At 69.9% G+C, this 26,044-nt stretch carries 22 protein-coding genes and 1 tRNA gene; 22 read left to right on the forward strand and 1 reads right to left on the reverse strand.

The features are described 5' to 3' along the window. The 20 genes from DEU34_RS07775 (at position 1) to DEU34_RS07870 (ending at position 21,114) form a co-directional block, all read left to right on the forward strand. The gene (locus DEU34_RS07775) at positions 1 to 2,007 is read left to right on the forward strand and encodes a primosomal protein N' (protein WP_259460064.1); all 2,007 of its coding nucleotides are present in this window, start codon (positions 1 to 3) and stop codon (positions 2,005 to 2,007) included. 8 nt (positions 2,008 to 2,015) lie between these two features. Then, complete coding sequence (fmt, locus tag DEU34_RS07780) at positions 2,016 to 2,942, forward strand: methionyl-tRNA formyltransferase (RefSeq protein ID WP_121149506.1); 927 nt, start codon at positions 2,016 to 2,018, stop codon at positions 2,940 to 2,942. Continuing rightward, the gene (locus DEU34_RS07785; protein WP_121149507.1) at positions 2,939 to 4,306 is read left to right on the forward strand and encodes an RsmB/NOP family class I SAM-dependent RNA methyltransferase; all 1,368 of its coding nucleotides are present in this window, start codon (positions 2,939 to 2,941) and stop codon (positions 4,304 to 4,306) included. The genes fmt and DEU34_RS07785 overlap by 4 nt, the downstream gene beginning before the upstream one ends. Positions 4,307 to 4,339: 33 nt before the next feature. Continuing rightward, a complete protein-coding gene (gene rpe, locus DEU34_RS07790) occupies positions 4,340 to 5,017 on the forward strand; it encodes a ribulose-phosphate 3-epimerase (RefSeq protein WP_259460065.1) in 678 nt (225 codons plus the stop codon). A gap of 22 nt (positions 5,018 to 5,039) precedes the next feature. Further along, positions 5,040 to 5,585 carry a hypothetical protein gene (locus DEU34_RS07795; RefSeq protein ID WP_121149508.1) on the forward strand — a complete coding sequence of 182 codons (546 nt, stop codon included), beginning with the start codon at positions 5,040 to 5,042 and terminating at the stop codon, positions 5,583 to 5,585. 60 nt (positions 5,586 to 5,645) lie between these two features. Next, a complete protein-coding gene (locus tag DEU34_RS07800) occupies positions 5,646 to 5,909 on the forward strand; it encodes a phosphoribosyl-ATP diphosphatase (RefSeq protein ID WP_121149509.1) in 264 nt (87 codons plus the stop codon). A gap of 44 nt (positions 5,910 to 5,953) precedes the next feature. Then, positions 5,954 to 6,796 carry an ATP phosphoribosyltransferase gene (gene hisG, locus DEU34_RS07805; protein ID WP_116646623.1) on the forward strand — a complete coding sequence of 281 codons (843 nt, stop codon included), beginning with the start codon at positions 5,954 to 5,956 and terminating at the stop codon, positions 6,794 to 6,796. Position 6,797: 1 nt separating this feature from the next. Beyond that, positions 6,798 to 7,562, forward strand: a complete 765-nt coding sequence (hisF, locus tag DEU34_RS07810) for an imidazole glycerol phosphate synthase subunit HisF (RefSeq protein WP_121149510.1) — start codon at positions 6,798 to 6,800, stop codon at positions 7,560 to 7,562. Next, a complete protein-coding gene (hisI, locus tag DEU34_RS07815; protein WP_121149511.1) occupies positions 7,559 to 7,918 on the forward strand; it encodes a phosphoribosyl-AMP cyclohydrolase in 360 nt (119 codons plus the stop codon). The genes hisF and hisI overlap by 4 nt, the downstream gene beginning before the upstream one ends. Further along, positions 7,915 to 8,508, forward strand: coding sequence for a Trp biosynthesis-associated membrane protein (locus tag DEU34_RS07820; protein WP_121149512.1), 594 nt, complete (start codon positions 7,915 to 7,917; stop codon positions 8,506 to 8,508). The genes hisI and DEU34_RS07820 overlap by 4 nt, the downstream gene beginning before the upstream one ends. 62 nt (positions 8,509 to 8,570) lie before the next feature. Next, positions 8,571 to 8,801: a DUF6704 family protein gene (locus DEU34_RS07825; RefSeq protein WP_121149513.1), complete on the forward strand. Its 231-nt coding sequence runs from the start codon at positions 8,571 to 8,573 to the stop codon at positions 8,799 to 8,801. Between the two features lie 2 nt (positions 8,802 to 8,803). Then, on the forward strand, positions 8,804 to 9,598 hold the full coding sequence (gene trpC / locus DEU34_RS07830; RefSeq protein ID WP_121149514.1) for an indole-3-glycerol phosphate synthase TrpC: 795 nt from the start codon (positions 8,804 to 8,806) through the stop codon (positions 9,596 to 9,598). Then, a complete protein-coding gene (trpB, locus tag DEU34_RS07835) occupies positions 9,595 to 10,854 on the forward strand; it encodes a tryptophan synthase subunit beta (protein ID WP_121149515.1) in 1,260 nt (419 codons plus the stop codon). Before trpC ends, trpB begins: the two co-directional genes overlap by 4 nt. Next, entirely contained in the window at positions 10,851 to 11,642 is a 792-nt protein-coding gene (trpA, locus tag DEU34_RS07840) for a tryptophan synthase subunit alpha (protein WP_121149516.1), read from the forward strand. Before trpB ends, trpA begins: the two co-directional genes overlap by 4 nt. 10 nt (positions 11,643 to 11,652) lie before the next feature. Then, complete coding sequence (lgt, locus tag DEU34_RS07845) at positions 11,653 to 12,654, forward strand: prolipoprotein diacylglyceryl transferase (protein ID WP_121149517.1); 1,002 nt, start codon at positions 11,653 to 11,655, stop codon at positions 12,652 to 12,654. 55 nt (positions 12,655 to 12,709) lie between these two features. Beyond that, complete coding sequence (gene gltB, locus DEU34_RS07850; protein WP_121149518.1) at positions 12,710 to 17,290, forward strand: glutamate synthase large subunit; 4,581 nt, start codon at positions 12,710 to 12,712, stop codon at positions 17,288 to 17,290. Next, entirely contained in the window at positions 17,283 to 18,749 is a 1,467-nt protein-coding gene (locus DEU34_RS07855; RefSeq protein ID WP_121149519.1) for a glutamate synthase subunit beta, read from the forward strand. The genes gltB and DEU34_RS07855 overlap by 8 nt, the downstream gene beginning before the upstream one ends. 49 nt (positions 18,750 to 18,798) lie before the next feature. After that, positions 18,799 to 20,247, forward strand: a complete 1,449-nt coding sequence (gene pyk, locus DEU34_RS07860) for a pyruvate kinase (protein ID WP_121149520.1) — start codon at positions 18,799 to 18,801, stop codon at positions 20,245 to 20,247. A gap of 65 nt (positions 20,248 to 20,312) precedes the next feature. After that, positions 20,313 to 20,395, forward strand: a tRNA-Leu gene (locus DEU34_RS07865). A gap of 101 nt (positions 20,396 to 20,496) precedes the next feature. Continuing rightward, positions 20,497 to 21,114: an ANTAR domain-containing response regulator gene (locus tag DEU34_RS07870; protein ID WP_116646635.1), complete on the forward strand. Its 618-nt coding sequence runs from the start codon at positions 20,497 to 20,499 to the stop codon at positions 21,112 to 21,114. Between the two features lie 56 nt (positions 21,115 to 21,170). On the opposite strand, the gene DEU34_RS07875 is transcribed toward DEU34_RS07870, so the two are convergent. Then, positions 21,171 to 21,602, reverse strand: coding sequence for a hotdog fold thioesterase (locus DEU34_RS07875; protein WP_121149521.1), 432 nt, complete (start codon positions 21,600 to 21,602; stop codon positions 21,171 to 21,173). Positions 21,603 to 21,657: 55 nt separating this feature from the next. Between DEU34_RS07875 and polA the strand changes: the two genes are divergently transcribed. Then, entirely contained in the window at positions 21,658 to 24,297 is a 2,640-nt protein-coding gene (gene polA / locus DEU34_RS07880) for a DNA polymerase I (RefSeq protein ID WP_121149522.1), read from the forward strand. A gap of 9 nt (positions 24,298 to 24,306) precedes the next feature. Then, positions 24,307 to 25,980: a DUF885 domain-containing protein gene (locus DEU34_RS07885; RefSeq protein ID WP_121149792.1), complete on the forward strand. Its 1,674-nt coding sequence runs from the start codon at positions 24,307 to 24,309 to the stop codon at positions 25,978 to 25,980. The last annotated feature ends 64 nt before the right edge of the window (positions 25,981 to 26,044 follow it).

Genomic DNA, 26,044 nt, shown 5'->3' on the forward strand with positions numbered 1-26,044 from the left:
GTGTCGGCACCGGGTGCTGACCTCGGCGTGACGCCGCGGCGCGTCGCGCGGGTGCTGTTCGAGTCGCCGCTGCCGCAGCTCGACCGGCTGTTCGACTACGCCATCCCCGACCGGCTCGCCGGCGAGGCCCTGCCCGGCGTCCGGGTGCGAGTGCCGCTGCGCACCGCCGGACGCCTCGTCGACGCCTACGTGGTCGAGACCGACGACGATCCGGGGGAGCGTCCGCTGTCGGAGATCGACGCGGTGGTCTCACCCGTGCCCGTTCTCACCCCGGGGCTCTACGCCCTCGCGCGTCGCGTCGCCGACCGCGCGGCGGGCTCCGCGGCCGACATCCTGCGCCTGGCGATCCCGAAGCGCATGGTGCGCGCCGAGAAGACGTGGGCGGCGGCGCCCGAACCCGACGCGCCGCACGTGTCGGAGGAGTCCCTCGCACGCGCTGACGCGGTGATCGCTGGGTTCCCCGCCCTCGGCGCGCACCTCGACGCCGGTGCGCGCATCGCCCTCGACGCGCCCCCTCGCCCCTCGACCGCGATCGCGGTGGGCGAATGGGCCGTCGTGCTGGCCGCGGCGGCCACGCGCACGCTCGCCCGAGGACGCAGCGCCATCGTGGTGGTGCCCGACTACCGCGACCAGGCGCAGCTCACGGCCGCCCTGGCGCTCTTCGTCGACGACGACGCGGTGATCCGACACGACGCCGACCAGTCGAACCCCGCCCGCTACGGGCAGTTCCTCCGTTCGCTGTCGACGGCGCCCTGCATCGTGGTGGGGCGACGCTCGGCCGTCTACGCCCCCGCGCACGACGTGGGGCTCGTGGCCATCTGGGACGACGGCGACTCGCTGCTCTCCGAGCAGCTGTCGCCGGGGGTGCACGCGCGTGACGCGGCCCTCGTGCGTCAAGAGCTCGAGGGGTCGGCGCTGCTGTTCGCCGGCCACACCCGCACCACCGAGGTGCAGCGCCTCGTCGAGATCGGCTTCGTGCACGAGGCACCGGCCGCCCGCCGACCGTCGCCGCGCATCGTGCTCAGCGCGACGCGCGAGGGAGAGAACCGTGGCTCCCGCGTGCCGTCCGCGGCATTCGCCGCCGCCCGCGAAGCACTGAAACAGGGCCCTGTTCTCGTGCAGGTCGCCCGGCCCGGTTACGCGCCCTCCCTGGTCTGCGGCGAGTGCCGGCGCCCCGCGCGCTGCCGCCACTGCACGGGCCCCCTCCGCGCCGCCCGGCCGGGAGCCGTGCCGGTCTGCGCGTGGTGCGGACGCGCGGCGCACTCCTGGGTCTGCCCGCACTGCGAGGCCACGACCCTGCGCATGTCGTCTTCGGGCAGCGAGCGCACGGCCGACGAACTCGGGCGCGCCTTCGCCGGCACCCGCGTGATCGTCTCCGACGGCCAGCATCCGCTCAGCGAGGTCGAGCCCCGCCCGGCGCTTGTGATCGCGACGCGGGGCGCGGAGCCGGTCGTCGCCGGGGGCTACCGAGCGGTGATCCTTCTCGACGGAGAGCGGATGCTGCAGGCCGAGGCGCTGCGGATCGGCGAGCACTGCCTCCGATGGTGGTCGAACGCCGCCGCGCTGGCGGCACCGGGGGCCCCGGTGCACCTCGTGGGCGTGGCCGGGCCCGTCGCCCGTGCTCTCGCGACCTGGACGCAGCCCGCCTATGCGCGCGCAGAGCTCGCCGACCGGGCTCCGCTGCACATGCCGCCCGCCGTGCGGCTGGCGACGGTCGAGGGCGCTGCGAAGTCGGTCGATACGGCGCTGGCGACCCTCCGCACCGACGTTCCGTCACTCGGGGCCGCGGCGATCCTCGGCCCTGTCGTCACGGGGGAGCCGGGCGCCGCCCCGACGGCCCGTGCGCTGGTGCGGTTCGAGTACCCGCTGGGCAGAGCGGTGGCCGAGAGCCTCCGGGCCTCCGTCGTCGCCGATGCATTGCGGGCCCGCCGTTCTCCCCGTGAGCGCGGCCCGCGCCCGCGCAATACACTCAAAGTTCGGCTCGACGTCGCCGAACCCGACCTCTGAGGAGACTCATGCGCCTCGTCTTCGCCGGGACTCCCGAAGTCGCCGTCCCGTCACTCCGCACGCTCGCGGCGAGCGGTCACGAGCTGATCTCGGTGGTCACCCGCACCGATGCACCGCAAGGCCGACGCCGCGTGCTCACCCCCTCGCCGGTCGCCGCCGCCGCCGACGAGCTCGGGCTCGTCGTGCACAAGGCCTCACGCCTCGACGAGGCCGTCACGGCCCGCATCACCGAGGAGGCCCCCGACCTCGGGGTCATCGTGGCGTACGGCGGCCTCGTCCGCGAGCCGCTCCTGACGACCCCCCGGTTCGGCTGGATCAACCTCCACTTCTCCCTCCTACCGAGATGGCGGGGCGCGGCCCCGGTGCAACGCGCGCTGATCGCCGGTGACCGCCTCTCGGGTGCGAGCGTGTTCCAGCTGGTCGCCGAGCTCGATGCCGGGCCCGTCTTCGCCGAGGAGCCCTACGAGGTGCCAGAGGGCGCGACGTCGGCCGATGTTCTCGCCGCCCTCGCCGAGCGCGGCGGACCGCTTCTCACAGCCGTCGTCGACGGCATCGCCGACGGCTCGGCCCGATCGATCGCGCAGACCGGAGAACCGACGTTCGCGGCCAAACTGACCCTGGCCGACGGCGCCCTCGACTGGACGGCCGATGCCGCCGCAGTGCTCGCCCGCCTCCGGGGCGTGACTCCCGAACCGGGCGCGCACACGACGGTCGACGGTGCGCGACTGAAGGTTCTCGCCGCACGCCCCTTCCCGACCGTCGCCGGCGTGCCGCTCACCCCGGGCGCCATCGCCGCGGTCGGGCGCAGCGTCGTCGTCGGAACGGCCACCGACCCCGTCGAGCTGGTCACCGTTCAGCCGGCGGGCAAGCCGGCCATGGCGGCGGGGGACTGGTGGCGGGGCCTTCGCACCGACAGTCCGGTGGCGGGCTCGTGAGCGTCCAGGGCGCCCGCCGCGTCGCCTTCGATGTGCTCCACGCCGTCTCGACCGACGACGCCTACGCCAACCTGCTGCTCCCGCACGAGATCGGGCGGGCGAAGCTCGACACGCAGGACGCCGCGCTCGCAACGGAGCTGACCTACGGAACCCTCCGCCGTCGCGGCACCTACGACGCGCTCATCTCGATGATCGCGAAGCGTCCGATCGATCAGATAGATCCGGTCGTCCTCGACGCGCTGCGCCTGGGGGCCCACCAGCTGCTGTCGACACGCGTGGCCTCGCACGCCGCCGTCAACGAATCTGTCGAACTCGCCCGGGCGGACGGCTCGCGCGGCGCCCCGGGTTTCGTCAACGCCGTGCTGCGCAGCATCTCGCGTGAGACGCCGGGCCACTGGTACGAGCAGCTCGAACGCTCCGCCCGGTCCGACGACGAACGACGCGGCATCACCACGTCGCATCCGGTCTGGATCCTCCGCGCCTTCCGTCGTGCGCTCGGCGCCGAGGGGCGCGGGGCCGAGCTCGACGCCCTCCTCGACGCCGACAACGACGCTCCCCGGGTGGGCATGCTCGCCCTCCCCGGCCTGGCGGAGCGCCCGGACGGCGCACGGGCCACGCCCTACTCGCCCGACGGCTTCATCCTCGGCGGGGGCGACCCCGAACGACTCGTGCGCGAGTCGGGCGGCCGCGTGCGCGTGCAGGACGAGGGATCGCAGCTGGCCGCGTACGCGCTCTCTCGCGCCGAGCCCGTGCGGCCCGGCGAGCGTTGGCTCGATCTCTGCGCCGGTCCCGGCGGCAAGACCGCGCTGCTCGCGGCCGAGGCGCTCGCGAACGGTGCGACGCTCGACGCGAACGAGATCATCCCGGCACGCGCGGGGCTGGTCCGCCGCGCCGTCTCCGGCGTGCCCCTGGAGGTCGAGGTGACGGAGGAGGACGGGCGCACCCGGGCCGCGCGCACCCCCGATACCTACGACCGCGTGCTCGTCGACGCGCCGTGCACCGGGATCGGTGCGCTCCGCCGACGCCCCGAGGCGCGATGGCGGAAGGCTCCGACCGACGTTCCGGCCCTCGCCGATCTGCAGCGCGATCTGGTGCTGGCGGCGTTCACGGCCGTGAAGCCCGGCGGCATCGTCGCCTACGTGACCTGCTCGCCGCACCTCGCAGAGACGGCGGGCGTGGTCGCCGAGGTGCGACGCGAGCTCGGCGACGCCGTCGAGGAGCTCGACGCCCGCGAGGTCGTCGGCCGCGTCTCGCGGACGCCGCTCGATCTCCCGGCGCAGGAGGACGGCTCGGGACGCGCACAGCTGTGGCCCCACCGCCACGGCACCGACGCGATGTCGATCGCTCTCCTCCGGAAGCGCTGACGTCCCTCCCGGCGCGGGCGACATAATGGTCCGGTGCCAGACCCCACCGGATTCCGCGTCAACCCCAGCATCCTCGCCGCCGACTTCGTCAACATGCAGGCCGAGCTCGCCCGCATCGACGGCGCCGACTTCGTGCACGTCGACGTGATGGATAACCACTTCGTCCCCAACCTCACGTTCGGGCCGCAGATGGTCGGGCGCATCCAGGAGACGAGTCCGATCCCGCTGGACGTTCATCTCATGATCGACGCTCCCGAGCGATGGGCTCCCGAGTACGCGGAGCTGGGTGCCGCATCCGTCACCTTCCACCTCGAGGCCGCCGCCGAACCCGTCGCCCTCGCCCGGCGATTGCGAGAGATCGGAGCCCGCGCGGGGGTCGCCGTGAAGCCCTCGACGCCCGTGGACGGTCTCTACGACGTTCTCGACGAGTTCGACCAGATCCTCGTGATGACGGTCGAGCCCGGTTTCGGCGGCCAGTCGTTCATGCCCGACACGATGCCCAAGCTCCGAGCCCTGTCCGATGAGGCCCGGCGCCGCGGCTCCGCCGTCTGGCTGCAGGTCGACGGCGGCATCTCGGCCTCGACGATCGCTCAGGCCGCCGAGGCGGGTGCCGACACGTTCGTCGCCGGATCGGCCGTCTTCGGATCCGACGACCCGGATGCGGCCATCCGCAGCCTCCGCGCCACGGCCTCGCGCGCGCACCGACACTGACCGACGATCTCCGGGGGAGACGATGAGCGAGACAGACGCCGCACCCGCAGGGCCCGAACAGCCGCACGGCATCCGCCAGACCGGAGCGCGTCACGCCCGGCGGCTTCTCAGCGCCTACAGCGGGGAGCACGGCGTCTACGGAATCGTGCTGGTCACCGCGCTCATCGCCGGCGAGATCGATGCGGATACCGACGACGACGTCATCGTCTTCGTGCTGGGCACGGTGGCCGTCTTCTGGCTCGCCCACATCTACGCCGCGGTCGTCGCCAGTCGTGCCAAGCACCCCGCGCCACCGCTGCGCAGAGCGATCCGAGACGGCGTGCGGCACTCGTCGGGCATGGCACTGGCCATGCTCATCCCCGTGGTGCTGCTGATGACCGCGGGGCTCGGCGTCGACGAGTGGATCGCGTACTTCGCCGCCCTGTTCAGCGGCATCCTCATGCTCGGCGCGATCGGATACCTCAACGCCCGGCGCAACGGCAGCCGGTGGCCGTGGCGGATCGCGGGCGTGCTCACGACGATGCTCCTGGGCATCGTGATCATCCTGCTCAGCATCGCCGCCCACTGAACCGCGGCCCGGAGCGCCGGTGCGACGCCGACGGGCCGCGCGGTTCGATACCCTGGCAGAGTGAAGACGTTCGACGCCCTGTTCGCCGAGCTCAGTGTGAAGGCGATCGAACGCCCCGCCGGCTCCGGCACGATCGCCCAGCTCGACGCGGGGGTCCACGCCATCGGCAAGAAGATCGTCGAGGAGGCCGCCGAAGTCTGGATGGCCGCCGAGTACGAATCCTCCGAGGCCGCCGCCGAGGAGATCTCGCAGCTGCTCTACCACCTGCAGGTGATGATGGTCGCGAAGGGGCTGACCCTCGAAGACGTCTACCGACATCTTTGAGCGTTCCGCGTTCGCCCCACCCCCTCGACCCGAAAGTCTCCGCCATGCTGCGAATCGCCGTGCCGAACAAGGGCTCCCTCTCCGAGACCTCCGCCGCGATGCTCGCCGAGGCCGGTTACACCGGCCGCCGCGACCCGAAAGACCTGCACACCATCGACCCGACCAACGACGTCGAGTTCTTCTACCTCCGCCCGAAAGACATCGCGACCTACGTGGGCTCCGGCGCGCTCGACGTCGGCATCACGGGGCGCGATCTGCTGCTCGACGCCCGCATGCCCGGCGCGCGCGAGATCGAGGCCCTCGGCTTCGGCGGGTCGACGTTCCGCTTCGCCGCGCGCCCGGGCCGGTTCTCCGACATCTCCGAGCTCGAGGGGCTGCGCGTGGCGACCGCCTACCCGGGCCTGGTCGACGGCTTCCTCGACGAGCGCGGGATCGCGGTCGATCTCGTGCCGCTGGACGGGGCCGTCGAGTCGGCCGTGCAGCTCGGCGTGGCCGACGCCGTCGCCGACGTCGTCTCGACCGGCACGACCCTTCGCCAGGCAGGTCTGGAGATCTTCGGTCCGGTGATCCTCGAGTCCGACGCGGTTCTCGTCTCGGGCCCGGTCGAGGCCGAGGGCACGCAGACGCTCCTGCGCCGCCTCAAGGGCGTCATGGTCGCCCGCCGGTACGTGCTGATCGATTACGACCTGCCAGCGCGACTGGTCGACGAGGCGGTCGCGATCGCCCCCGGCATCGAGTCGCCGACCATCTCGCCCCTGCGCGACCCCGAGTGGGTCGCCGTGCGCGTGATGAGCCCGCGCAAGGGCGTCAACCAGGTCATGGATGCGCTGTACGCGATGGGTGCCCGCGCGATCCTCGTGACCGAGATCCACGCCGCGAGGCTCTGACGTGTCGCTCGCGCGCCGTGTCATCCCGTGCCTCGACGTCGCCGGCGGCAGGGTGGTCAAGGGCGTCAACTTCCTCGATCTGCGTGACATGGGAGACCCGGTCGAGCTCGCCCGCCTCTACTTCGCCCAGGGCGCCGACGAGATCACCTTCCTCGACGTGACCGCGACGGTCGACGAGAGATCGACGACCTACGACGTGGTGCGCCGCACCGCGGAGGAGGTCTTCATCCCGCTGACGGTGGGCGGCGGAGTGCGTTCGGACGACGACGTCGCGAGGCTCCTCGGCGTGGGTGCCGACAAGATCGGGGTGAACTCCGCCGCGATCGCCCGCCCCGAGCTCCTCGACGAGATCGCCGACCGCTTCGGCTCGCAGGTGCTGGTGCTCTCGCTCGACGTGAAGCGGGCGGCGACCACCGCGTCCGGTTTCGTGGTGACCACGCACGGCGGCCGCACCGAGACGTCGCTCGACGCCCTCGAATGGGCGAGGGAAGCCATCGAGCGCGGCGCGGGGGAGCTGCTGGTCAACTCCATCGACGCCGACGGCACGAAGGCCGGCTTCGACCTCGAGCTCACCTCGCTCATGCGAGAGATCTCGAGCGTCCCGGTGATCGCGTCGGGCGGGGCGGGGTCGGTGGACGACTTCGCCCCCGCCATCCGCGCCGGGGCCGACGCGGTGCTCGCCGCATCCGTCTTCCACTCCGGCGCTCTCACCGTCGGCGACGTCAAGGCCGCACTCGTGGCAGACGGGATCGAGGTGCGCACATGACCGACACGATCGACGAACGCCTCGGCAGGGTCGTCTTCAACGCCGACGGACTCGCCCCGGCGATCATCCAGCAGTGGGACACCCGCGAGGTGCTCATGCTGGCCTGGATGGACGCGGAGGCGCTGCGCCGTACCCTCACCGAAGGACGCGTCACCTTCTGGTCGCGCTCGCGCGGCGAGTACTGGCGCAAGGGAGACACGTCGGGCCACGTCCAGCACGTGCGCGGCGCACGTCTGGACTGCGACGGCGACGCGATCCTCATCGAGGTCGACCAGGTCGGAGCCGCATGTCACACGGGCACGCGGACGTGCTTCGACGCCGACGATCTCGCCCCCGCGGTCGAAGGCACGGCATGATCCGCCGCGCGCGCCTGCTGACCGTCCTCAGCATGCTCCTCGCCGGCGCGATCGGGGTCATCGGCTCCACCCAGACGTGGATCTCCGTCGCCCTGGCTGACGGCGCCTCGGAGCCGCTCCTCGTGGCCGGTGCCGATGCGCTGCCGATCCTGACGCCGCTGAGCCTCGCCGCACTCGCACTGGGCGCCGCGATCTCGATCACCGGTATCGTGCTGCGCTACCTCTTCGGCGTGCTGAGCATCGCCATCGGCGCGATCCTCGGAGTGCTCACCGCGCAGATCGCCGTGGCGGCACCCGTGTCGTCGTTCGCCGGCGCCGTGACCGATGCGACGGGCATCGGAGGAACGGATGCTGTCGCCGCCCTCGTCTCGTCGGTGACGGCGACCCCGTGGCCGGGCATCACGCTCGTCGCTCAGGTCGTGCTGGTGCTGGCAGGCGTCTTCACCCTCGTCACCGCACGGCGGTGGCGTGGGAGCGCCGACCGCCGCTACCAGACCGCATCCGCGGCGGCCGGTGGCGACGGCTCGCGGCCGCACGACGCGATCGACTCGTGGGACGACCTGTCCCGCGGCGACGATCCCACCGCCTGAGAGCGGCACCGGTAGACTTCACCTCAGCGCGCATGATCGCGCCGACACCACCAAGGAGCCCCATGAGCAACCCCCTCGGCGACCCCGGCCACGGACACTCGCCGGCAGCCTGGACCGCCATCACGATCATGCTGATCGGATTCTCGATCGGCACCGCCGCGTTCTACTTCGATCAGCCGTGGCTCGTGTGGGCGTCGGTCGGGCTCGTGCTGGTGGGCCTCGTCGTCGGTGCCGTGCTCAAGCGCGCAGGCTACGGCGTCGGCGGTTCCAAGGTCACGGTCAAAGAGCATTGAGCATGCTCGCCGACCTCACGGCCGGCGCGGTGGAGGACTCGCAGTCACGAGCGGCTGAGAGGCCGCTCGCAGAGGTCGAGCGCGCTGCCGCCGACCGCGCCCCGGCGCTCGATGTGCTCGCAGCGCTCGCGCAGGCCGAGCGCGTCAAGATCATCGCCGAGGTCAAGCGAGCGAGCCCCTCGCGCGGCGACCTCGCGGCGATCCCCGATCCCGCGCACCAGGCGAATCTCTACGAGACCGGCGGCGCGTCGGTCATCTCGGTGCTCACCGAGGGCCGCCGCTTCAAGGGATCGCTCGCCGATCTCGAAGCGGTCAAGGGTTCGGTCGGGATCCCCGTGCTCCGCAAGGACTTCCTGGCTACGCCCTACCAGGTGCTCGAGGCCCGAGCCTCGGGGGCAGACCTCGTGCTCCTCATCGTCGCCGCGCTCGATCAGCCGACACTCGCCGAGCTGTTCGAGTTGACGGATCAGCTCGGGATGACGGCCCTGGTCGAGGCGCATTCGGCCGATGAGGTCGCCCGAGCCGCCGATGTCGGCGCGCGCCTCATCGGCGTCAACGCCCGCGACCTCTCCACCTTCGAGCTCGACCGCGACCTGTTCGGCCGCCTCGTCGACGGCATCCCCGCCGACGCGGTCAAGATCGCCGAGTCGGCGGTGCTCTCGCCCGCCGACGTCGCGCACTACCGCGCCGCCGGCGCCGATGCCGTGCTGGTCGGCGAGGCGCTCGTCACCGGCGACCCCGTCGCCACCCTTCGCCGATTCCTTGACATCGGCGACACCCGAGGAGTATCCGCATGAGTCTTCGCACCGAGAACGGTCCCTACTTCGGCGACTTCGGCGGGCGATACATGCCCGAGTCGCTCATCGCCGCGATCGACGAGCTGACGGCGGTCTACGAGACCGCCATCGTCGACCCGGCATTCCTCGACGAGCTGCGCGAGCTGCTGCGCTCCTACGCCGGTCGCCCCTCCGTGCTCACCGAGGTTCCGCGTTTCGCCGAGCACGCCGGGGGAGGGCGGGTCTTCCTCAAGCGAGAAGACCTCAACCACACCGGATCCCACAAGATCAACAACGTGCTCGGTCAGGCCCTGCTCACCAAACGCCTCGGCAAGACCCGGGTCATCGCCGAGACGGGCGCCGGCCAGCACGGCGTCGCGACGGCCACGGCCGCGGCCCTGTTCGGCTTCGACTGCACGATCTACATGGGTGAGGTCGACACCGAGCGGCAGGCCCTGAACGTGGCGCGCATGCGTCTGCTCGGTGCCGAGGTCGTCCCCGTCACGACCGGTTCGCGCACGCTGAAGGACGCCATCAACGAGGCCTACCGCGACTGGGTGTCGAGCGTCGAGACGACCAATTACATCTTCGGCACGGCGGCGGGTCCGCACCCGTTCCCGGCGATGGTGCGCGACTTCCAGAAGGTCATCGGCGAGGAGGCGCGCGCGCAGTTCCTCGACGAGCTCGGCCGCCTCCCCGACGCGGTCTTCGCGTGCGTCGGCGGCGGCTCGAACGCGATCGGCATGTTCGACGCCTTCCTCGACGACGATGCCGTGCGCCTCTACGGCGTGGAGGCGGCGGGCGACGGTGTCGACACGCCCCGCCACGCCGCATCCATCGAACGCGGCCGCCCGGGCGTGCTGCACGGCGCGAAGACGTTCGTGCTGCAGGACGAAGACGGCCAGACCGTCGAATCGCACTCGATCTCGGCCGGGCTCGACTACCCGGGTGTCGGCCCCGAGCACGCGTGGTTGTCGTCGATCGGGCGCGCCGAGTACATTCCCGCGACCGACGACGAGGCGATGCAGGCCCTGCGCCTGCTGTCGAAGACCGAGGGCATCATTCCCGCCATCGAGTCGGCGCACGCCCTCGCCGGAGCCCTCCGCGTCGGCCAGGAGCTCGGCTCCGACGCCGTCATCGCGATCTGCCTGTCGGGTCGCGGCGATAAGGACATGGACACCGCCGCCCGCTACTTCGAGCTGTACGACGCCGAGAACGCTCCGGTCGTCGTGCCCGAAGCGGAGGACGACGCCAAGGGAGAGGGGATCGAGCTGTGACATCTCGCGTCGCCGCGGCGATCGACGCCGCGCACGCCGCCGGGCGCGGCGCATTCGTCGCCTACCTGCCGGCCGGTTTCCCCGACATCCAGACCAGCATCGACGCCGCGGTGGCCCTCGCCGAGAACGGTGCGGACATCCTCGAGATCGGGCCGCCCTACAGCGACCCGGTGATGGACGGTCCGATCATCCAGGAGGCCACCCAGGTGGCGTTGGCCGCCGGCTTCCGTCTCAGCGATCTGTTCACGGTCATCCGCGAGGTCACGCGTCGGGTCGATGTGCCGGTGCTCGTGATGACGTACTGGAATCCCGTTCTCCAGTACGGGGTCGACCGCTTCGCCGACGACCTCCTGGCCGCCGGGGGCGCGGGCCTCATCACCCCCGACATCACCCCCGACGTGGCCGAGGAGTGGATCGCCGCGAGCGAGCGCACCGGTCTCGACCGCGTGTTCCTCGCCGCGCCGACCTCGACCGAGGAGCGCCTCGCTCTCATCGCGCGGTCGTCGACCGGTTTCGTCTACACGGTCTCGACCATGGGCATCACGGGCGAGCGCACCGAGCTCGACGCCGCCGCGCGCACGCTGGTAGCGCGCCTGCGCGAACACGGCGCCGAGCGCGCCTGCGTCGGAATCGGCATCTCGACCGCCGACCAGATCGAAGGCGTCCTCGAATACGCCGACGGCGCGATCGTCGGCACCGCGCTGGTCAGGGCGTTGCGCGACGGCGGCGTCGACGGGCTCGCCGAGACCGCGAGGGCCTTGTCTGCGGGCACCGCGGATCGACTCTAGACTTCTGCTCATGACGTTCGTTCCTACGAGCGCGCCTATCAGCGTGCTCGCCAGCATCCCGAGTCCGGAGATCAACCGGTTCTTCATCGGACCCGTGCCGATCCACTTCTACGCCCTCTGCATCATCGCGGGGATCGTGGCCGCGGTGCTGCTGACGAACTACCGCCTCACCAAGCGCGGTGCCGAGCCCTGGGTCGTGATCGACATCTGCCTGCTGGCGGTGCCGCTCGGCATCGTCGGCGCTCGGATCTACCACGTGCTCACTCACCCCGGCGATTACTTCGGCGAGGGCATCAACACGTGGAACCCGTTCATGCCGGGCTCCGTCTGGGCGATCTGGGAGGGTGGCATCGCCATCTTCGGTGCGCTCATCGGCGGCGCGGTCGGTGCGTACCTCGGATGCCGGTGGACCGGGATCCGCTTCTGGACCTTCGCCGACGCCCTCGCGCCGGGCCTCATCATCGCGCAGGCGCTCGGCCGTTTCGGAAACTGGTTCAACCAGGAGCTCTTCGGCCTGCCGACCGATCTGCCGTGGGGTCTCGAGATCGACAGCGACAACCCGGCTTTCCCGCCGGGGCTGCAGCCCGACACCCTCTTCCACCCCACCTTCCTCTACGAGGTGCTGTGGAACCTCTTCGGCGCGCTCGTCATCATCCTGGCCGCACGAGCATTCCGCCTGCAGTGGGGGCGCGTGTTCGGCCTCTACCTGGTCTGGTACGGCACAGGACGCGCGATCTGGGAGACGATCCGCATCGACCCCAGCGAGATCATCCTCGGCCTGCGCACGAACGTGGCAGCGGCACTCCTCGGCGTCGTCGTCGGTCTGGTCATCATGATCGTGCAGAAGCGTCGCCACCCCGGCTACGAACCGTCGCCGTACATGCCGGGTCGCGAAGCCAAGGGCGCAAGGGCTGTACAATCGCCTGAACCCCACGACTTCGTCGACGTGAGCGAGCCGCCCGCGACAACAGCATCCGTCGGCAGCGCCACAAGCACCTCCGTCACGAAATAAATCCTTCCAGGGCCGACGTCGTCCCATCCTGAGAATCAACGTGAGGACGGCAGGTATGCCTTCGAGCTCCCGTTCCGCCGCCGCCGTCGGCGGCGCGTTCCCCGCTAAGCAGGGGATGTACAACCCGGCTTTCGAAAAAGACGCGTGCGGACTGGCGATGGTCGCGACGCTCCGCGGCGAAGCCGGCCACGATATCGTCGAGCTGGCGCTCACGGCGCTGCGCAATCTCGAGCACCGCGGTGCGATCGGCTCCGACGCCGGCACCGGCGACGGCGCGGGAATCCTGACGCAGATGCCGGACGCGTTCCTGCGCGCCGTCGTCGACTTCGAGCTGCCTCCGATGGGGGAGTACGCGGCCGGCATGATCTTCCTGCCGCTCGAGACCGAGGCCCGCGCCGAGATGAAGGCGGGTATCGAACGGATCGCGGCGGCGGAGAACCTCGTCGTGCTCGGCTGGCGCGACGTGCCCACCGACGACGAGCACCTCGGCAAGCTCGCCTACGAGGCACGCCCGTCCTTCGAGCAGCTGTTCGTCTCCCGCCCGGCCGTCGGCGACGCCGCAGCCCTGTCGGGCATCGAGCTCGACCGCCGGGTCTACCGGCTGCGCAAGCGCGCGACCATCGAGCTGAGCGCCTACTTCGTGTCGCTGTCCAGCCGCACCCTCGGTTACAAGGGAATGGTCACGACGCTGCAGCTCGAGCCGTTCTACCCCGACCTCCAGGACGAGCGGTTCGTGTCGGAGCTCGCCGTCGTCCACTCCCGGTACTCGACCAACACCTTCCCGTCGTGGCCGCTCGCTCAGCCGCTGCGCATGCTCGCCCACAACGGCGAGATCAACACCGTCAAGGGCAACCGCAACTGGATGCGTGCGCGTCAGTCGCAGCTCGAGTCGGAGCTGCTCGGCGACATCCGACCCCTCCTGCCGATCTGCACCGACGGCGCCAGCGACTCCGCCTCCTTCGACGAGGTGCTCGAGCTGCTCACACTGACCGGTCGCAGCCTCCCTCACGCGGTCATGATGATGGTTCCCGAGGCGTACGAGAAGCAGGCGACGATCGAGCCCGACCTGCGCGCCTTCTACGACTACCACTCGATGCAGATGGAGCCCTGGGACGGCCCGGCCGCCCTGATCTTCACCGACGGCACGCTCGTCGGAGCCACGCTCGACCGCAACGGCCTGCGCCCCGGTCGCTGGACCGAGACGACCGACGGTCTCGTCGTGATCGGCAGCGAGACGGGCGTGCTCGACTTCGCACCCGAGCGCATCAAGAGCCGCGGACGTCTGCGGCCCGGTCGCATGTTCCTGGTCGACACCGCGCAGGGTCGCATCGTCGACGACTCGGAGATCAAGGCGGAACTGGCCGCACAGGAGCCGTGGCAGGAGTGGCTCGACGCCGGGCGCGTGCGCCTGTCTGAGCTGCCCGAGCGCGAGCACATCGTGCACCCGATCGCCTCGATCACCCGTCGTCAGCGCACCTTCGGCTACACCGAGGAGGAAGTGCGCATCCTCCTGACCCCGATGGGCCAGAAGGGCGCCGAGCCGCTCGGCGCGATGGGCAGCGACACCCCCGTCGCCGTGCTCAGCGAGCGGCCCCGTCTTCTCTTCGACTACTTCACGCAGCAGTTCGCGCAGGTCACGAACCCGCCGCTGGACTCGATCCGCGAAGAGGTCGTCACCTCGCTCGCCCTCGGGCTGGGCCCCGAGCGCAACCTGCTGCAGTGGGGCGCCGACCACACCCGCACCGTGACGCTCGACTTCCCGGTGATCGACAACGACGAGCTCGCGAAGATCCAGCACATCGACACCGCCCTCCCCGGGCGGTCCTCGGTGACGATCCGGGGCCTGTACCGCGTCGAGGCCGGCCACAAGGGCATGCAGAAGCGCCTCGCGCAGATGTGCCGCGAGGTCGACCACGCAATCGAGGACGGCGCCGAGTTCATCGTGCTCAGCGACCGCGACTCGAACAAGGACCTCGCGCCGATTCCGTCGCTGCTCATGCTCGCGGCCGTGCACCACCACCTCATCCGCAACGAGACCCGCATGAAGGTGGGTCTCGTCGTCGAGGCGGGTGACGTGCGCGAGGTGCACCACGTCGCAACGCTCATCGGTTACGGCGCCTCCGCGGTCAACCCGTACCTGGCGATGGAGACGGTCGAGTACCTCGTGCGCGCCGGCCGCATCACCGACATCACCCCGCAGAAGGCCGTCAAGAACTTGATCTACGGCCTCGGCAAGGGCGTGCTGAAGATCATGTCGAAGATGGGTATCTCGACGGTGTCGTCCTACGCGGGAGCGCAGGTCTTCGAGGCCATCGGTCTGTCGCAGGAGCTCGTCGACGCCTATTTCACGGGCACCGAGACGAAGCTCGGCGGAATCGGCATCGACGTCATCGCGGCCGAGAACGCCGCGCGCCACGCGTACGCCTACCCGGAAGACGCCGCGGTGCGGGCGCACGAGCGCCTGTGGACCGGTGGCGAGTACCAGTGGCGGCGTGACGGCGAGCCGCACCTGTTCAACCCCGACACGGTCTTCCGTCTGCAGCACGCCACGCGCGAGCGGCGCTACGACATCTTCCGCGAGTACACCAAGCTCATCGACGACCAGGCGCAGGAGCTGAAGACGCTCCGCGGCATGTTCGGCCTGCGCCAGGGCGTGCGCCCGCCGGTGCCGCTCGACGAGGTCGAACCGGTGTCGGCGATCGTGAAGCGCTTCTCCACCGGCGCGATGAGCTACGGCTCGATCTCCCAGGAGGCGCACGAGACCCTCGCCGTCGCGATGAACAGCATCGGCGCGAAGTCCAACACCGGAGAGGGCGGCGAAGACGTCGACCGCCTGCTCGACCCCGTTCGCCGCAGCGCCATCAAGCAGGTCGCTTCGGGCCGATTCGGGGTGACCAGCCTGTATCTCACCCAGGCCGAGGACATCCAGATCAAGCTCGCCCAGGGAGCGAAGCCCGGAGAGGGCGGTCAGCTGCCCCCGACGAAGGTCTACCCCTGGGTGGCGCGCACACGCCACGCGACCGCGGGCGTCGGGCTCATCTCCCCGCCACCGCACCACGACATCTATTCGATCGAAGACCTCAAGCAGCTCATCTTCGACCTGAAGCGGGCCAACCCCGAGGCGCGCATCCACACGAAGCTCGTCAGCCAGTCGGGCATCGGTGCGGTCGCCGCGGGCGTCGCCAAGGCGCTCAGTGACGTGATCCTCGTCTCCGGGCAGGACGGCGGCACGGGCGCGAGCCCGCTGAACTCGCTGAAGCACGCCGGCACGCCCTGGGAGCTGGGTCTGGCCGAGACGCAGCAGACGCTCATGCTCAACGGCATGCGCGACCGCGTGGTCGTCCAGGTCGACGGCCAGCTCAAGACCGGTCGCGATGTGATCGTCGGTGCCCTCCTCGGCGCCGAGGAGTTCGGGTTCGCGACCGCCCCGCTCGTCGTGTCGGGCTGCATCATGATGCGCGTCTGCCACCTCGACACGTGCCCGGTCGGCGTCGCGACGCAGAATCCCGTTCTGCGATCGCGCTTCACCGGTAAGCCGGAGTTCGTCGTGAACTTCATGGAGTTCATCGCCGAAGAGGTGCGCGAATACCTCGCCGAGCTCGGCTTCCGCTCGCTCGACGAAGCCATCGGCCACGCCGAGCTGCTCGACGTCGACGGCGCCCTCGATCACTGGAAGGCGAGCGGTCTCGACCTCGCACCCATCCTCGAGGGCCCCCGCTTCGCGGACGACGTTCCCCGTCGCCACGGCCGGGAGCAGAACCACGAGCTGGAAGAGCACTTCGACGTGCAGCTCATCGAGCGCGCGCAGGACGTGATCGCCCACGGCGGTCACGTCGAGATCGACCTGCCGATCCGCAACACCGAGCGGGCCGTCGGAACGATGCTGGGCCACCGCGTCACGCGCGCCCACGGCGAGAACGGGCTGCCCTCCGGGTCCATCGAGGTGCGCCTCACCGGCTCCGCGGGCCAGTCGTTCGGTGCGTTCATGCCCTCCGGCATCACGCTCCGCCTCGAGGGAGACTCGAACGACTACGTCGGCAAGGGGCTCTCGGGCGGGCAGATCGTGATCCGGCCGCCGCGCGATTCGGCGTTCGCCGCATCCGAGAACGTCATCGCCGGCAACGTCATCGGATATGGCGCGACGCAGGGCTGGATGTTCCTGAACGGCGTGGTGGGGGAGCGGTTCTTCGTCCGCAACTCCGGCGCCACGGCCGTCGTCGAGGGGGTGGGCGACCACGCGCTCGAGTACATGACGGGCGGGCTGGCCGTGATCCTCGGGGCGACCGGGCGCAACCTCGGTGCGGGCATGTCCGGCGGAACGGCCTACGTCTACAAGCTCGACGAGGCCCTCGTGAACCGCGAGGCTCTCGCCTCGGGCGAGCTCGAGCTCGGACCGCTCGGTTCGGGCGACGCCGAGATGCTGCGCGACCTGCTCGAGCAGCACCGGGCTGAAACGGGTTCGACCCTCGCGGGCGAGCTGCTCGACGACTTCGACGCAGAGCTCGCCAATTTCGTCCGTGTGGTGCCGCGCGATTACGCCGCGGTGCTGCAGACGCGTCAGACCGCCGTCGACGAGGGACTCGACCCCGACGGCGACGTGGTCTGGAGCCGCATTCTGGAGGTGACGGGTGGCTGACCCGAAAGGTTTTATGAAGGTCACGGACCGTGAGGTGCCCGCTCGGCGCCCCATCCCCGTGCGCATCATGGACTACAAAGAGGTCTACGAACCGGGTGATTCCGCCGTGCTCCGGCGTCAGGCGGGCCGCTGCATGGACTGCGGCATCCCCTTCTGCCACAAGGGCTGCCCGCTCGGCAACCTCATCCCGGAGTGGAACGACCTCACGTGGCGGGGGGAGGGCCGCTCGGCGATCGAACGCCTGCACGCGACCAACAACTTCCCCGAGTTCACCGGGCGCCTGTGCCCCGCACCGTGCGAGAGCTCGTGCGTGCTGGGCATCAACCAGCCGGCGGTGACGATCAAGCAGATCGAGGTCTCGATCATCGACGAGGCGTTCTCGAACGGCTGGGTCGAGCCCGAGCCCCCGGGCCGCCTGACCGGTAAGACCGTGGCCGTCGTCGGTTCCGGTCCCGCCGGACTCGCCGCCGCGCAGCAGCTCACCCGCGCCGGTCACACCGTCGCGGTCTACGAGCGCGACGACCGCATCGGCGGCCTGCTGCGCTACGGCATCCCCGACTTCAAGATGGAGAAGCGCCATCTCGAGGCGCGCCTGCGCCAGATGCAGGACGAGGGCACCCGTTTCCGCGCGGGCGTCGAGATCGGCAAGGACATCACCTGGGACGCGCTGCGCGCCCGCTACGACGCCGTCGTGGTGGCCACCGGTGCCACCCTGCCGCGCGACCTGGCCATCCCCGGACGCGACCTCGACGGCGTCCACTTCGCCATGGAGTACCTCGTCGAGTCGAACAAGGCCGTCGCGGGCGATCAGGTGCCGCACCAGATCTCGGCCGAGGGCAAGCACGTCGTCGTCATCGGCGGCGGCGACACCGGCGCCGACTGCATCGGTACGGCCCACCGCCAGGGTGCGCTGAGCGTGACCAACCTCGCGATCGGCAAGCAGCCCCCCGAGGAGCGCCCCGAGACGCACCCCTGGCCCATGACGCCGACGCTGTTCGAGATGACCTCCGCGCACGAGGAGGGCGGCGAGCGGATGTTCCTCGCGTCGACCGTGGAGTTCCTCGGCAACGCCTCGGGGGAGGTGCGCGCGCTCCGCGTAGCCGAGACCGAATACGTCGACGGCCGCCGCATCCCCAAGAGCGGAACCGAGCGAGAGATCCCCGCCGACCTCATCCTCATCGCGATGGGCTTCACCGGGCCCGAGCGCACGCAGCTCGAAGACCAGCTCGGTGCGCAGTTCACCGGACGCGGCGCCGTCGAACGCGACTCGTCCTACGCGACCACGGCACCGGGCGTCTTCGTCGCCGGCGACGCCGGCCGCGGACAGTCGCTGATCGTGTGGGCCATCGCCGAGGGGCGCGCCGCCGCAGCCGAGGTCGACCGGTTCCTGATGGGTTCCACCGAGCTTCCCGCTCCGGTGCGTCCGTCCGATGTCGCGATCGGCCTTCTGCCCGCGTAGGCTGGCCGAGGCCTTCCACCCGACCCCCATCTTTCGGAGAAAAATACCGATGAGACGCGCCAAGATCGTCGCAACGCTAGGACCCGCCACATCGACCTATGAGAGCGTTCGCGCGATCATCGACGCGGGTGTCGACGTCGCCCGTCTGAACCTCAGCCACGGCGACTACTCCGTGCACGAGGGCAACTACGCGAACGTGCGTCGGGCTGCCGACGACGCCGGCAAGCCGGTCGCGATCCTCGTCGACCTGCAGGGGCCGAAGATCCGCCTGGGTCGCTTCTCCGACGGCCCGCACGAGCTGGCCGCCGGCGACATCTTCAAGATCACCGTCGACGACATCGCCGGCACCAAGGAGATCGTCTCGACGACCTTCAAGGGCCTGCCGCAGGACGTGAAGCCCGGCGACTACCTCTTGATCGACGACGGCAAGGTGCGCGTGCAGGTCATCGAGACCGACGGTGTGACCGTGACCACCGAGGTCATCGTGGGCGGACCGGTCTCGAACAACAAGGGCATCAACCTCCCGGGCGTGGCCGTCAACGTGCCCGCACTGTCGGAGAAGGACGAGGACGACCTCCGCTGGGGTCTGCGCACCGGCGCCGACCTCATCGCGCTCTCCTTCGTCCGCGATGCGTCCGACATCGAGCGCGTTCACGTGATCATGGCCGAGGAGAACCGCACGGTTCCCGTCATCGCCAAGATCGAGAAGCCGCAGGCTGTCGACAACCTCGAGGCCATCATCGACGCGTTCGACGGCATCATGGTCGCCCGCGGCGACCTCGGCGTCGAGCTGCCGCTCGAAGCGGTGCCGATCGTCCAGAAGCGTGCGGTGGAGCTTGCCCGCCGCATGGCGAAGCCCGTCATCGTCGCGACGCAGATGCTCGAGTCGATGATCACGAACCCGGTGCCCACCCGCGCCGAGACCAGCGACGTCGCCAACGCGGTCCTCGACGGTGCCGACGCCGTCATGCTCTCGGGCGAGACCAGCGTCGGGCAGTACCCGGTCGTCGTCGTCGAGACGATGGCTCGGATCGTCGCCTCCACCGAGGAGCACGGTCTCGACCGCATCGCGCGCCTGACGACCAAGCCGCGCACCCAGGGCGGGGCCATCACGCTCGCCGCGATCGAGGTCGCCGAGTTCGTCGAGGCGAAGTACCTCTGCATCTTCACCGAGTCGGGCGACTCCGCGCGCCGTATGTCTCGCCTGCGCTCTCCCATCCCGATGATCGCCTTCACGCCCGAGCCGGGCATCCGTCGCCGTCTCGCCCTCACCTGGGGCGTGCGCTCGACCCTGGTCGAGCACGTCGAGCACACCGACATGATGTTCCTGCAGGTCGACGACTACTTCCTGTCCAACGACCTCGCGAAGGTCGGCGACAAGGTCATCGTCATCTCCGGTTCCCCTCCCGGAATCGCGGGGTCGACCAACGACCTGCGCGTGCACAAGATCGGCGACGCCGTTCACGGCGCAGCGCCCATCTACCAGCGCGAAGCCTGATCCTCCGCACGGGCGTCCGGGGTTCTCGGACGCCCGTGCGATATGGTTCGGATGCTGAAGTGCTCGCCGGTGTGGCGGAACGGCAGACGCGGGGCACTCAAAATGCTCTGTCCGAAAGGGCGTGTGGGTTCGAATCCCACCACCGGCACTCCAGTGAGAAGTCCGTCATCCGTGAATGCGGTTCCTGGCTCCTTTCCCCCCACCCCGGGTATCGGCGGGTATGCCGACCCCCTGTCTTAGGATGAATACGTGACTGACCTAGATCCGGGCACCGCGCCCGTGGCATCCGCCCCCCGCCGTGTCGTGGTCGCGGAGGATGAGTCGCTCATCCGCCTCGACATCGTCGAGATCCTGCGCGACAACGGCTTCGACGTCGTCGGCGAGGCGGGCGACGGCGAGACCGCGGTGCAGCTCGCCACCGAACTGCGCCCCGACCTCGTCATCATGGACGTCAAGATGCCGCAGCTCGACGGCATCAGCGCCGCCGAGCGGCTGAGCAAGAACCACATCGCCCCCGTGGTGCTGCTGACGGCGTTCAGCCAGAAGGAGCTCGTCGAGCGCGCCAGCGAGGCGGGCGCGCTCGCCTACGTGGTGAAGCCCTTCACCCCCAACGATCTGCTCCCCGCGATCGAGATCGCTCTGGCCCGCTACGACCAGATCATCACTCTCGAGGCCGAGGTCGCCGACATGGTCGAGCGCTTCGAGACGCGCAAGCTCGTCGACCGGGCCAAGGGTCTGCTGAACGAGAAGATGGGCCTCACCGAGCCCGAGGCCTTCCGCTGGATCCAGAAGGCGTCCATGGACCGTCGCCTCACCATGCAGGACGTGGCCAAGGCCATCATCGAGCAGCTCGCGCCGAAGAAGTAGCGCGACCTCGCCAGAGCCTCATCGAAGAACGGATGCTGAGAACCAGCATCCGTTCTTCATTTCTGCGGGGCGTCCTTGATGTGGTTCGTGATGCGCACCGTCGAGCAGCGACGGCCCTGCTCGTCGGAGACGACGATCTCGTGAACCGTGATCGAGCGACCGAGATGGATCGGCGTGCAGACCCCCGTGACGATGCCCGACGTGGCCGATCGCGTGTGGGTGGCGTTGATGTCCACGCCGACGGCGAGCCTGCCGGGACCCGCATAGAGGTTCGCGGCCATCGACCCCAGCGATTCGCCGAGCACGACGTACGCGCCCCCGTGGAGCAGGCCGACCGGCTGGGTGTTGCCCTCGACGGGCATGGTGGCCACCGCGCGTTCCACCGTGAACTCGACCCATTCGAAGCCCATCTTCTCGGCGAGGGAGCCCATTCCGCGCCCCCGCACCCATTCGAGACCGGAGGAGGAGTCGGGAACGGTCTCGGTCATGGTCGCCTTCGCTCGGTGACGGATGAGTGTCGTCGGGCCTCGTTAGCATTGACGAGTGACGGACTCCGGAAAGCCTACCCTTCTCGTCGTCGACGGCCATTCGCTGGCATATCGGGCGTTCTACGCGCTGCCCGTCGATAACTTCTCGACGAAGGACGGCCAGCACACGAACGGCATCTACGGATTCCTGTCGATGCTGGTGAACCTGATCAAGGCCGAGCAGCCCACCCATCTCGCCGTGGCGTTCGACACGTCCCGGCAGTCGTTCCGCACCCGCGAGTACACCGAGTACAAGGCGAACCGCTCCGAGACGCCGGCGGAGTTCAAGGGCCAGATCCCGATCCTTCAAGACTGCCTGGCCGCGATGAGCATCCCGGTCATCCAGAAAGAAGACTTCGAGGCCGACGACATCCTCGCCACCCTCGCGACGCAGGGCGCCGCCCAGGGCTTCCACGTACTGGTCTGCTCGGGCGATCGCGACACCATCCAGCTCGTCACCGACGACGTCACGCTGCTCTATCCGAACGTGCAGGGCGTCTCGCAGTTGAAGCGCTACGACCCGACCGCCGTCGTCGAGAAGTACGGACTGCCGCCGGCCCAGTACCCCGAGATCGCCGCGCTGGTCGGTGAGACGAGCGACAACCTGCCGGGCGTTCCGAAGGTCGGCGAGAAGACCGCCGTGAAGTGGCTGACCCAGTACGGCTCGCTCGACGCGCTGCTCGAGAACGCCGACAAGGTGACGGGCGTCGTCGGCAACAACCTGCGCGAGCACCTCGACGACGTGCGGCGCAACCGGCACCTGAACCGTCTCCTCACCGACGTCGAGCTTCCCCTGGCTCCCGCCGATCTCGCCGTGCGGCCCATCGATGCCCAGGCCGTCCGCGACATCTTCGCGCGCCTCGAGTTCCGCACGCTGCTGCCCCGCGTGTTCGAGGCCGCCGGGGTGGACCAGTCGTCGGGGAGCAGCGCCGATGCGCCCACCGCCGAGGCCCCCGCCTCGCCCGAGCTCGACGCCGCGGCGCTGGCCGCCTGGGCCGAGTCCGCCGACGGACAGGTCGCCGTCACCGTGGTCGTCGCCGGCGGACAGCCGACGCGGATCGGACTCGCGACGACGGATGCTGCGGCCGAGGGGGAGTGGACCCCCGAGCTGTCGACGGCCATCGCGCCCTGGCTCGCCTCTTCCTCCCCGAAGGTCTTCGCCGACGCCAAGCCCCAGGTGAAGGCCCTCGCGCGGGCCGGTCTCGACGTCGGAGGGCTCGTCTTCGACGTCATCCTGGCAGGCTGGCTGCGGCGTCCGAGCTTCCCGGACAAGACCCTCGCCGACCTCGTCGACCGCTACCTCGGCGAGAAGCTCCCCGAGGCCGACCCGACCCAGCTCGTGCCCGAGACCGAGGGCGCGACGCCGGGGCAGGTCTCGTGGTTCACGCTCCGGGTCGCCGAGGCACTGGCCGCCGAACTGCCCGACAGCGTGCGGCAGGTGTTCGACACCATCGAGCTGCCCAGCCTCCGCACGCTGGCGGCCATGGAACTGGCCGGTGTCGCGGTCTCGCACGAGAAGCTCTCGTCGTTCTCCGCCGAGTTGGGGTCGCGCGCCGACCGTCTCGCCGAGCAGGCGTATGCGGCGATCGGTCACGAGGTGAACCTCGGCTCGCCGAAGCAGCTGCAGGAGGTTCTGTTCGAAGAGCTGCAGCTGCCGAAGACCCGGAAGACGAAGACGGGCTACTCGACGGATGCCGCGGTGCTCGCCGACCTGCAGGACTCCCATCCTCACGCGTTCCTCGATCTGCTCCTCCGGCATCGCGAGGCGACCAAGCTGAGGCAGATCATCGACTCCCTCGACGTCGCGATCGACGACGGCGGCCGCATCCACACCACCTACGTGCAGACCGGCAGCCAGACCGGGCGTCTGTCGAGCACCGACCCCAATCTCCAGAACATCCCGATCCGCAATGAGGAGAGCCGCCGCATCCGTGCCGCGTTCGAGGTCGGCGAGGGGTACGAGACCCTTCTCACCGCCGACTACTCGCAGATCGAGATGCGGATCATGGCGCATCTATCGGGCGACCCCGGCCTCATCGAAGCGTTCAACTCGGGCGAGGACCTCCACCGTTTCGTCGGCGCCCGTGTGTTCGGCGTCACGCCCGAGGAGGTGACCGCACCGATGCGGACGAAGGTCAAGGCGATGTCGTACGGCCTCGTCTACGGGCTGTCGGCGTTCGGGCTCTCGAAGCAGCTCCGCATCGAGCAGAGCGAGGCGAAGCAGCTCATGATGGAGTACTTCGCGCGGTTCGGTGCCGTGCGCGACTACCTCCGTTCCTCGGTGGAGCAGGCTCGCATCGACGGGTACACCGAGACGATCTTCGGCCGCCGCCGCCCGTTCCCCGACCTGACGAGTCCCAACCGGGTGCTCCGCGAGAACGCCGAGCGCGCGGCCCTCAACGCCCCCATCCAGGGGAGTGCCGCCGACATCATGAAGATCGCGCTCTTCCACATCCACGACGACCTGGTCGCCGCCGGTATGCGATCCCGCGTGCTGCTGCAGATCCACGACGAGCTCGTGGTCGAAGTGGCCGCGGGGGAGTGGTCGCAGACCGAAGAGATCGTCCGCGCCCGCATGGGCGATGCCGCGACGCTCTCCGTGCCGCTCGACGTGCAGATCGGGCGCGGGGGTGATTGGGACGAGGCAGGTCACTAGGCTCGAATGATGACCGACGCTCCTCGTACCTCCACACCGATCGATGCGATCGCCGACGCCTGGGTCGACACTCTGGCCGAGATCTCACCCACGACCGCGACGTACATCGGCCGATCCGAGTTCAACGACCGTTACGGCGACTACTCGCCCGACGGCCACGCGCGGTACATCAGTGCCGTCCGCGACACGATCTCCCAGCTCGAGAGCGCTCAGCCCGTCGACGCGATCGACGCGGTCACCCGGGAAGACATGCTGCGCGAGCTGAAGCTCGACGTCGAGCTCGACGATGCCCGGTGGCACCTGCGCGACCTGAATGTCATCGCCTCTCCCGCGCAGGACATCCGTCAGGTGTTCGACCTCATGCCGACGGCGACCGTCGACGACTGGTCGGTGGTGGCCACCCGCCTGCGCGCGCTGCCGGCGGCGATCGAGGGCTACGTCGAGACGCTCACAGAGGGCATCGCCCAGGGCGTGGTGCCCGCACGGCGCCAGGTCGTCGAGGTGGCGACCCAGATCGCGCGCTACACCTCCGACACCGGTTTCTTCACCGAGTTCGCCGGCGATGCCGCCCCCGAGTCCGGGCAGCTGCCGGCCTCGCTCGCCCGTGAGCTCGCCGACAGCGCGAATGCGGCGCGCGTCGCCTACGACGCGCTGGGCCGCTTCCTCACCGGCCAACTCGCCCCCGTCGCGACCGAGAAGGACGCCGTCGGGCGCGAGGTCTACCCGCTGCACTCTCGCCGCTTCCTCGGCGCCACGATCGACCTCGACGAGACCTACGAGTGGGGCGTCGAAGAACTGGCCCGCATGGTCGCCGAGCAGGAGTCCATCGCGAACGAGATCCTCCCCGGTGCCTCCGTCGAGGAGGCCGTGGCGTTCCTCGAGAACGACCCCGCGCGAAAGCTCCACGGCACCGAGGAGCTGCAGAAGTGGATGCAGGAGACGAGCGATCGCGCCGTCACCGAACTGGGCGCGACCCACTTCGACATCCCGGAGCCCATCCGTCGCCTGGAATGCATGATCGCGCCGACACGCGAGGGCGGCATCTACTACACCGGCCCGACCGACGACTTCTCGCGTCCGGGTCGCATGTGGTGGTCGGTGCCCGAGGGCGTCAACGACTTCGATACGTGGCGCGAGCTCACGACCGTGTACCACGAGGGCGTTCCCGGACACCACCTGCAGATCGCGCAGGCGGTCTACAACCGTGCGCAGCTGAACTCCTGGCGCCGGCTCCTGGCCGGCACGTCGGGTCACGCCGAGGGGTGGGCGCTCTACGCCGAGAGGCTCATGGAGCAGCTCGGATTCCTCGACGACCCCGCCGACCGCCTCGGGATGCTCGACGGACAGCGGATGCGGGCAGCGCGTGTGGTGCTCGACATCGGCGTACACCTCGAGAAGCCCCGGCTGTCGGGCGACGGCGTGTGGGACCACGACTACGCGCTCGACTTCATGCGGCGCAACGTCAACATGTCCGACGAGTTCGTGCAGTTCGAGGTCAACCGTTATCTCGGCTGGCCGGGCCAGGCACCGTCGTACAAGGTCGGCCAGCGCATCTGGGAGCAGGCGCGCGACGAAGACCGCGACCGGCGCGGCGACGCCTTCGACATCAAGGACTTCCACAAGCGTGCGCTCGACATCGGAGGGGTCGGACTCGACACCCTCCGCAGTGCGCTCAAGAACTGACACGGAGCGGGAATAGCCCGCGGGCACGGTAGGTTCATTCAGGCGAATAGAAATGAGGCTTGGC

The organism is Microbacterium sp. AG1240, assembly GCF_003635115.1.
In the GTDB taxonomy this organism is placed as follows: domain Bacteria; phylum Actinomycetota; class Actinomycetes; order Actinomycetales; family Microbacteriaceae; genus Microbacterium.

Coding starts and splice junctions, on each gene's coding strand:
- lgt (WP_121149517.1), top strand. CDS start 11,653: ATGACGTTCGTTCCTACGAGCGCGCCTATCAGCGTGCTCGCCAGCATC.
- pyk (WP_121149520.1), top strand. CDS start 18,799: ATGAGACGCGCCAAGATCGTCGCAACGCTAGGACCCGCCACATCGACC.
- DEU34_RS07875 (WP_121149521.1), bottom strand. CDS start 21,602: ATGACCGAGACCGTTCCCGACTCCTCCTCCGGTCTCGAATGGGTGCGG.
- hisG (WP_116646623.1), top strand. CDS start 5,954: ATGCTGCGAATCGCCGTGCCGAACAAGGGCTCCCTCTCCGAGACCTCC.
- DEU34_RS07885 (WP_121149792.1), top strand. CDS start 24,307: ATGACCGACGCTCCTCGTACCTCCACACCGATCGATGCGATCGCCGAC.
- fmt (WP_121149506.1), top strand. CDS start 2,016: ATGCGCCTCGTCTTCGCCGGGACTCCCGAAGTCGCCGTCCCGTCACTC.
- gltB (WP_121149518.1), top strand. CDS start 12,710: ATGCCTTCGAGCTCCCGTTCCGCCGCCGCCGTCGGCGGCGCGTTCCCC.
- trpB (WP_121149515.1), top strand. CDS start 9,595: ATGAGTCTTCGCACCGAGAACGGTCCCTACTTCGGCGACTTCGGCGGG.
- trpC (WP_121149514.1), top strand. CDS start 8,804: ATGCTCGCCGACCTCACGGCCGGCGCGGTGGAGGACTCGCAGTCACGA.
- hisI (WP_121149511.1), top strand. CDS start 7,559: ATGACCGACACGATCGACGAACGCCTCGGCAGGGTCGTCTTCAACGCC.
- DEU34_RS07820 (WP_121149512.1), top strand. CDS start 7,915: ATGATCCGCCGCGCGCGCCTGCTGACCGTCCTCAGCATGCTCCTCGCC.
- DEU34_RS07825 (WP_121149513.1), top strand. CDS start 8,571: ATGAGCAACCCCCTCGGCGACCCCGGCCACGGACACTCGCCGGCAGCC.
- DEU34_RS07795 (WP_121149508.1), top strand. CDS start 5,040: ATGAGCGAGACAGACGCCGCACCCGCAGGGCCCGAACAGCCGCACGGC.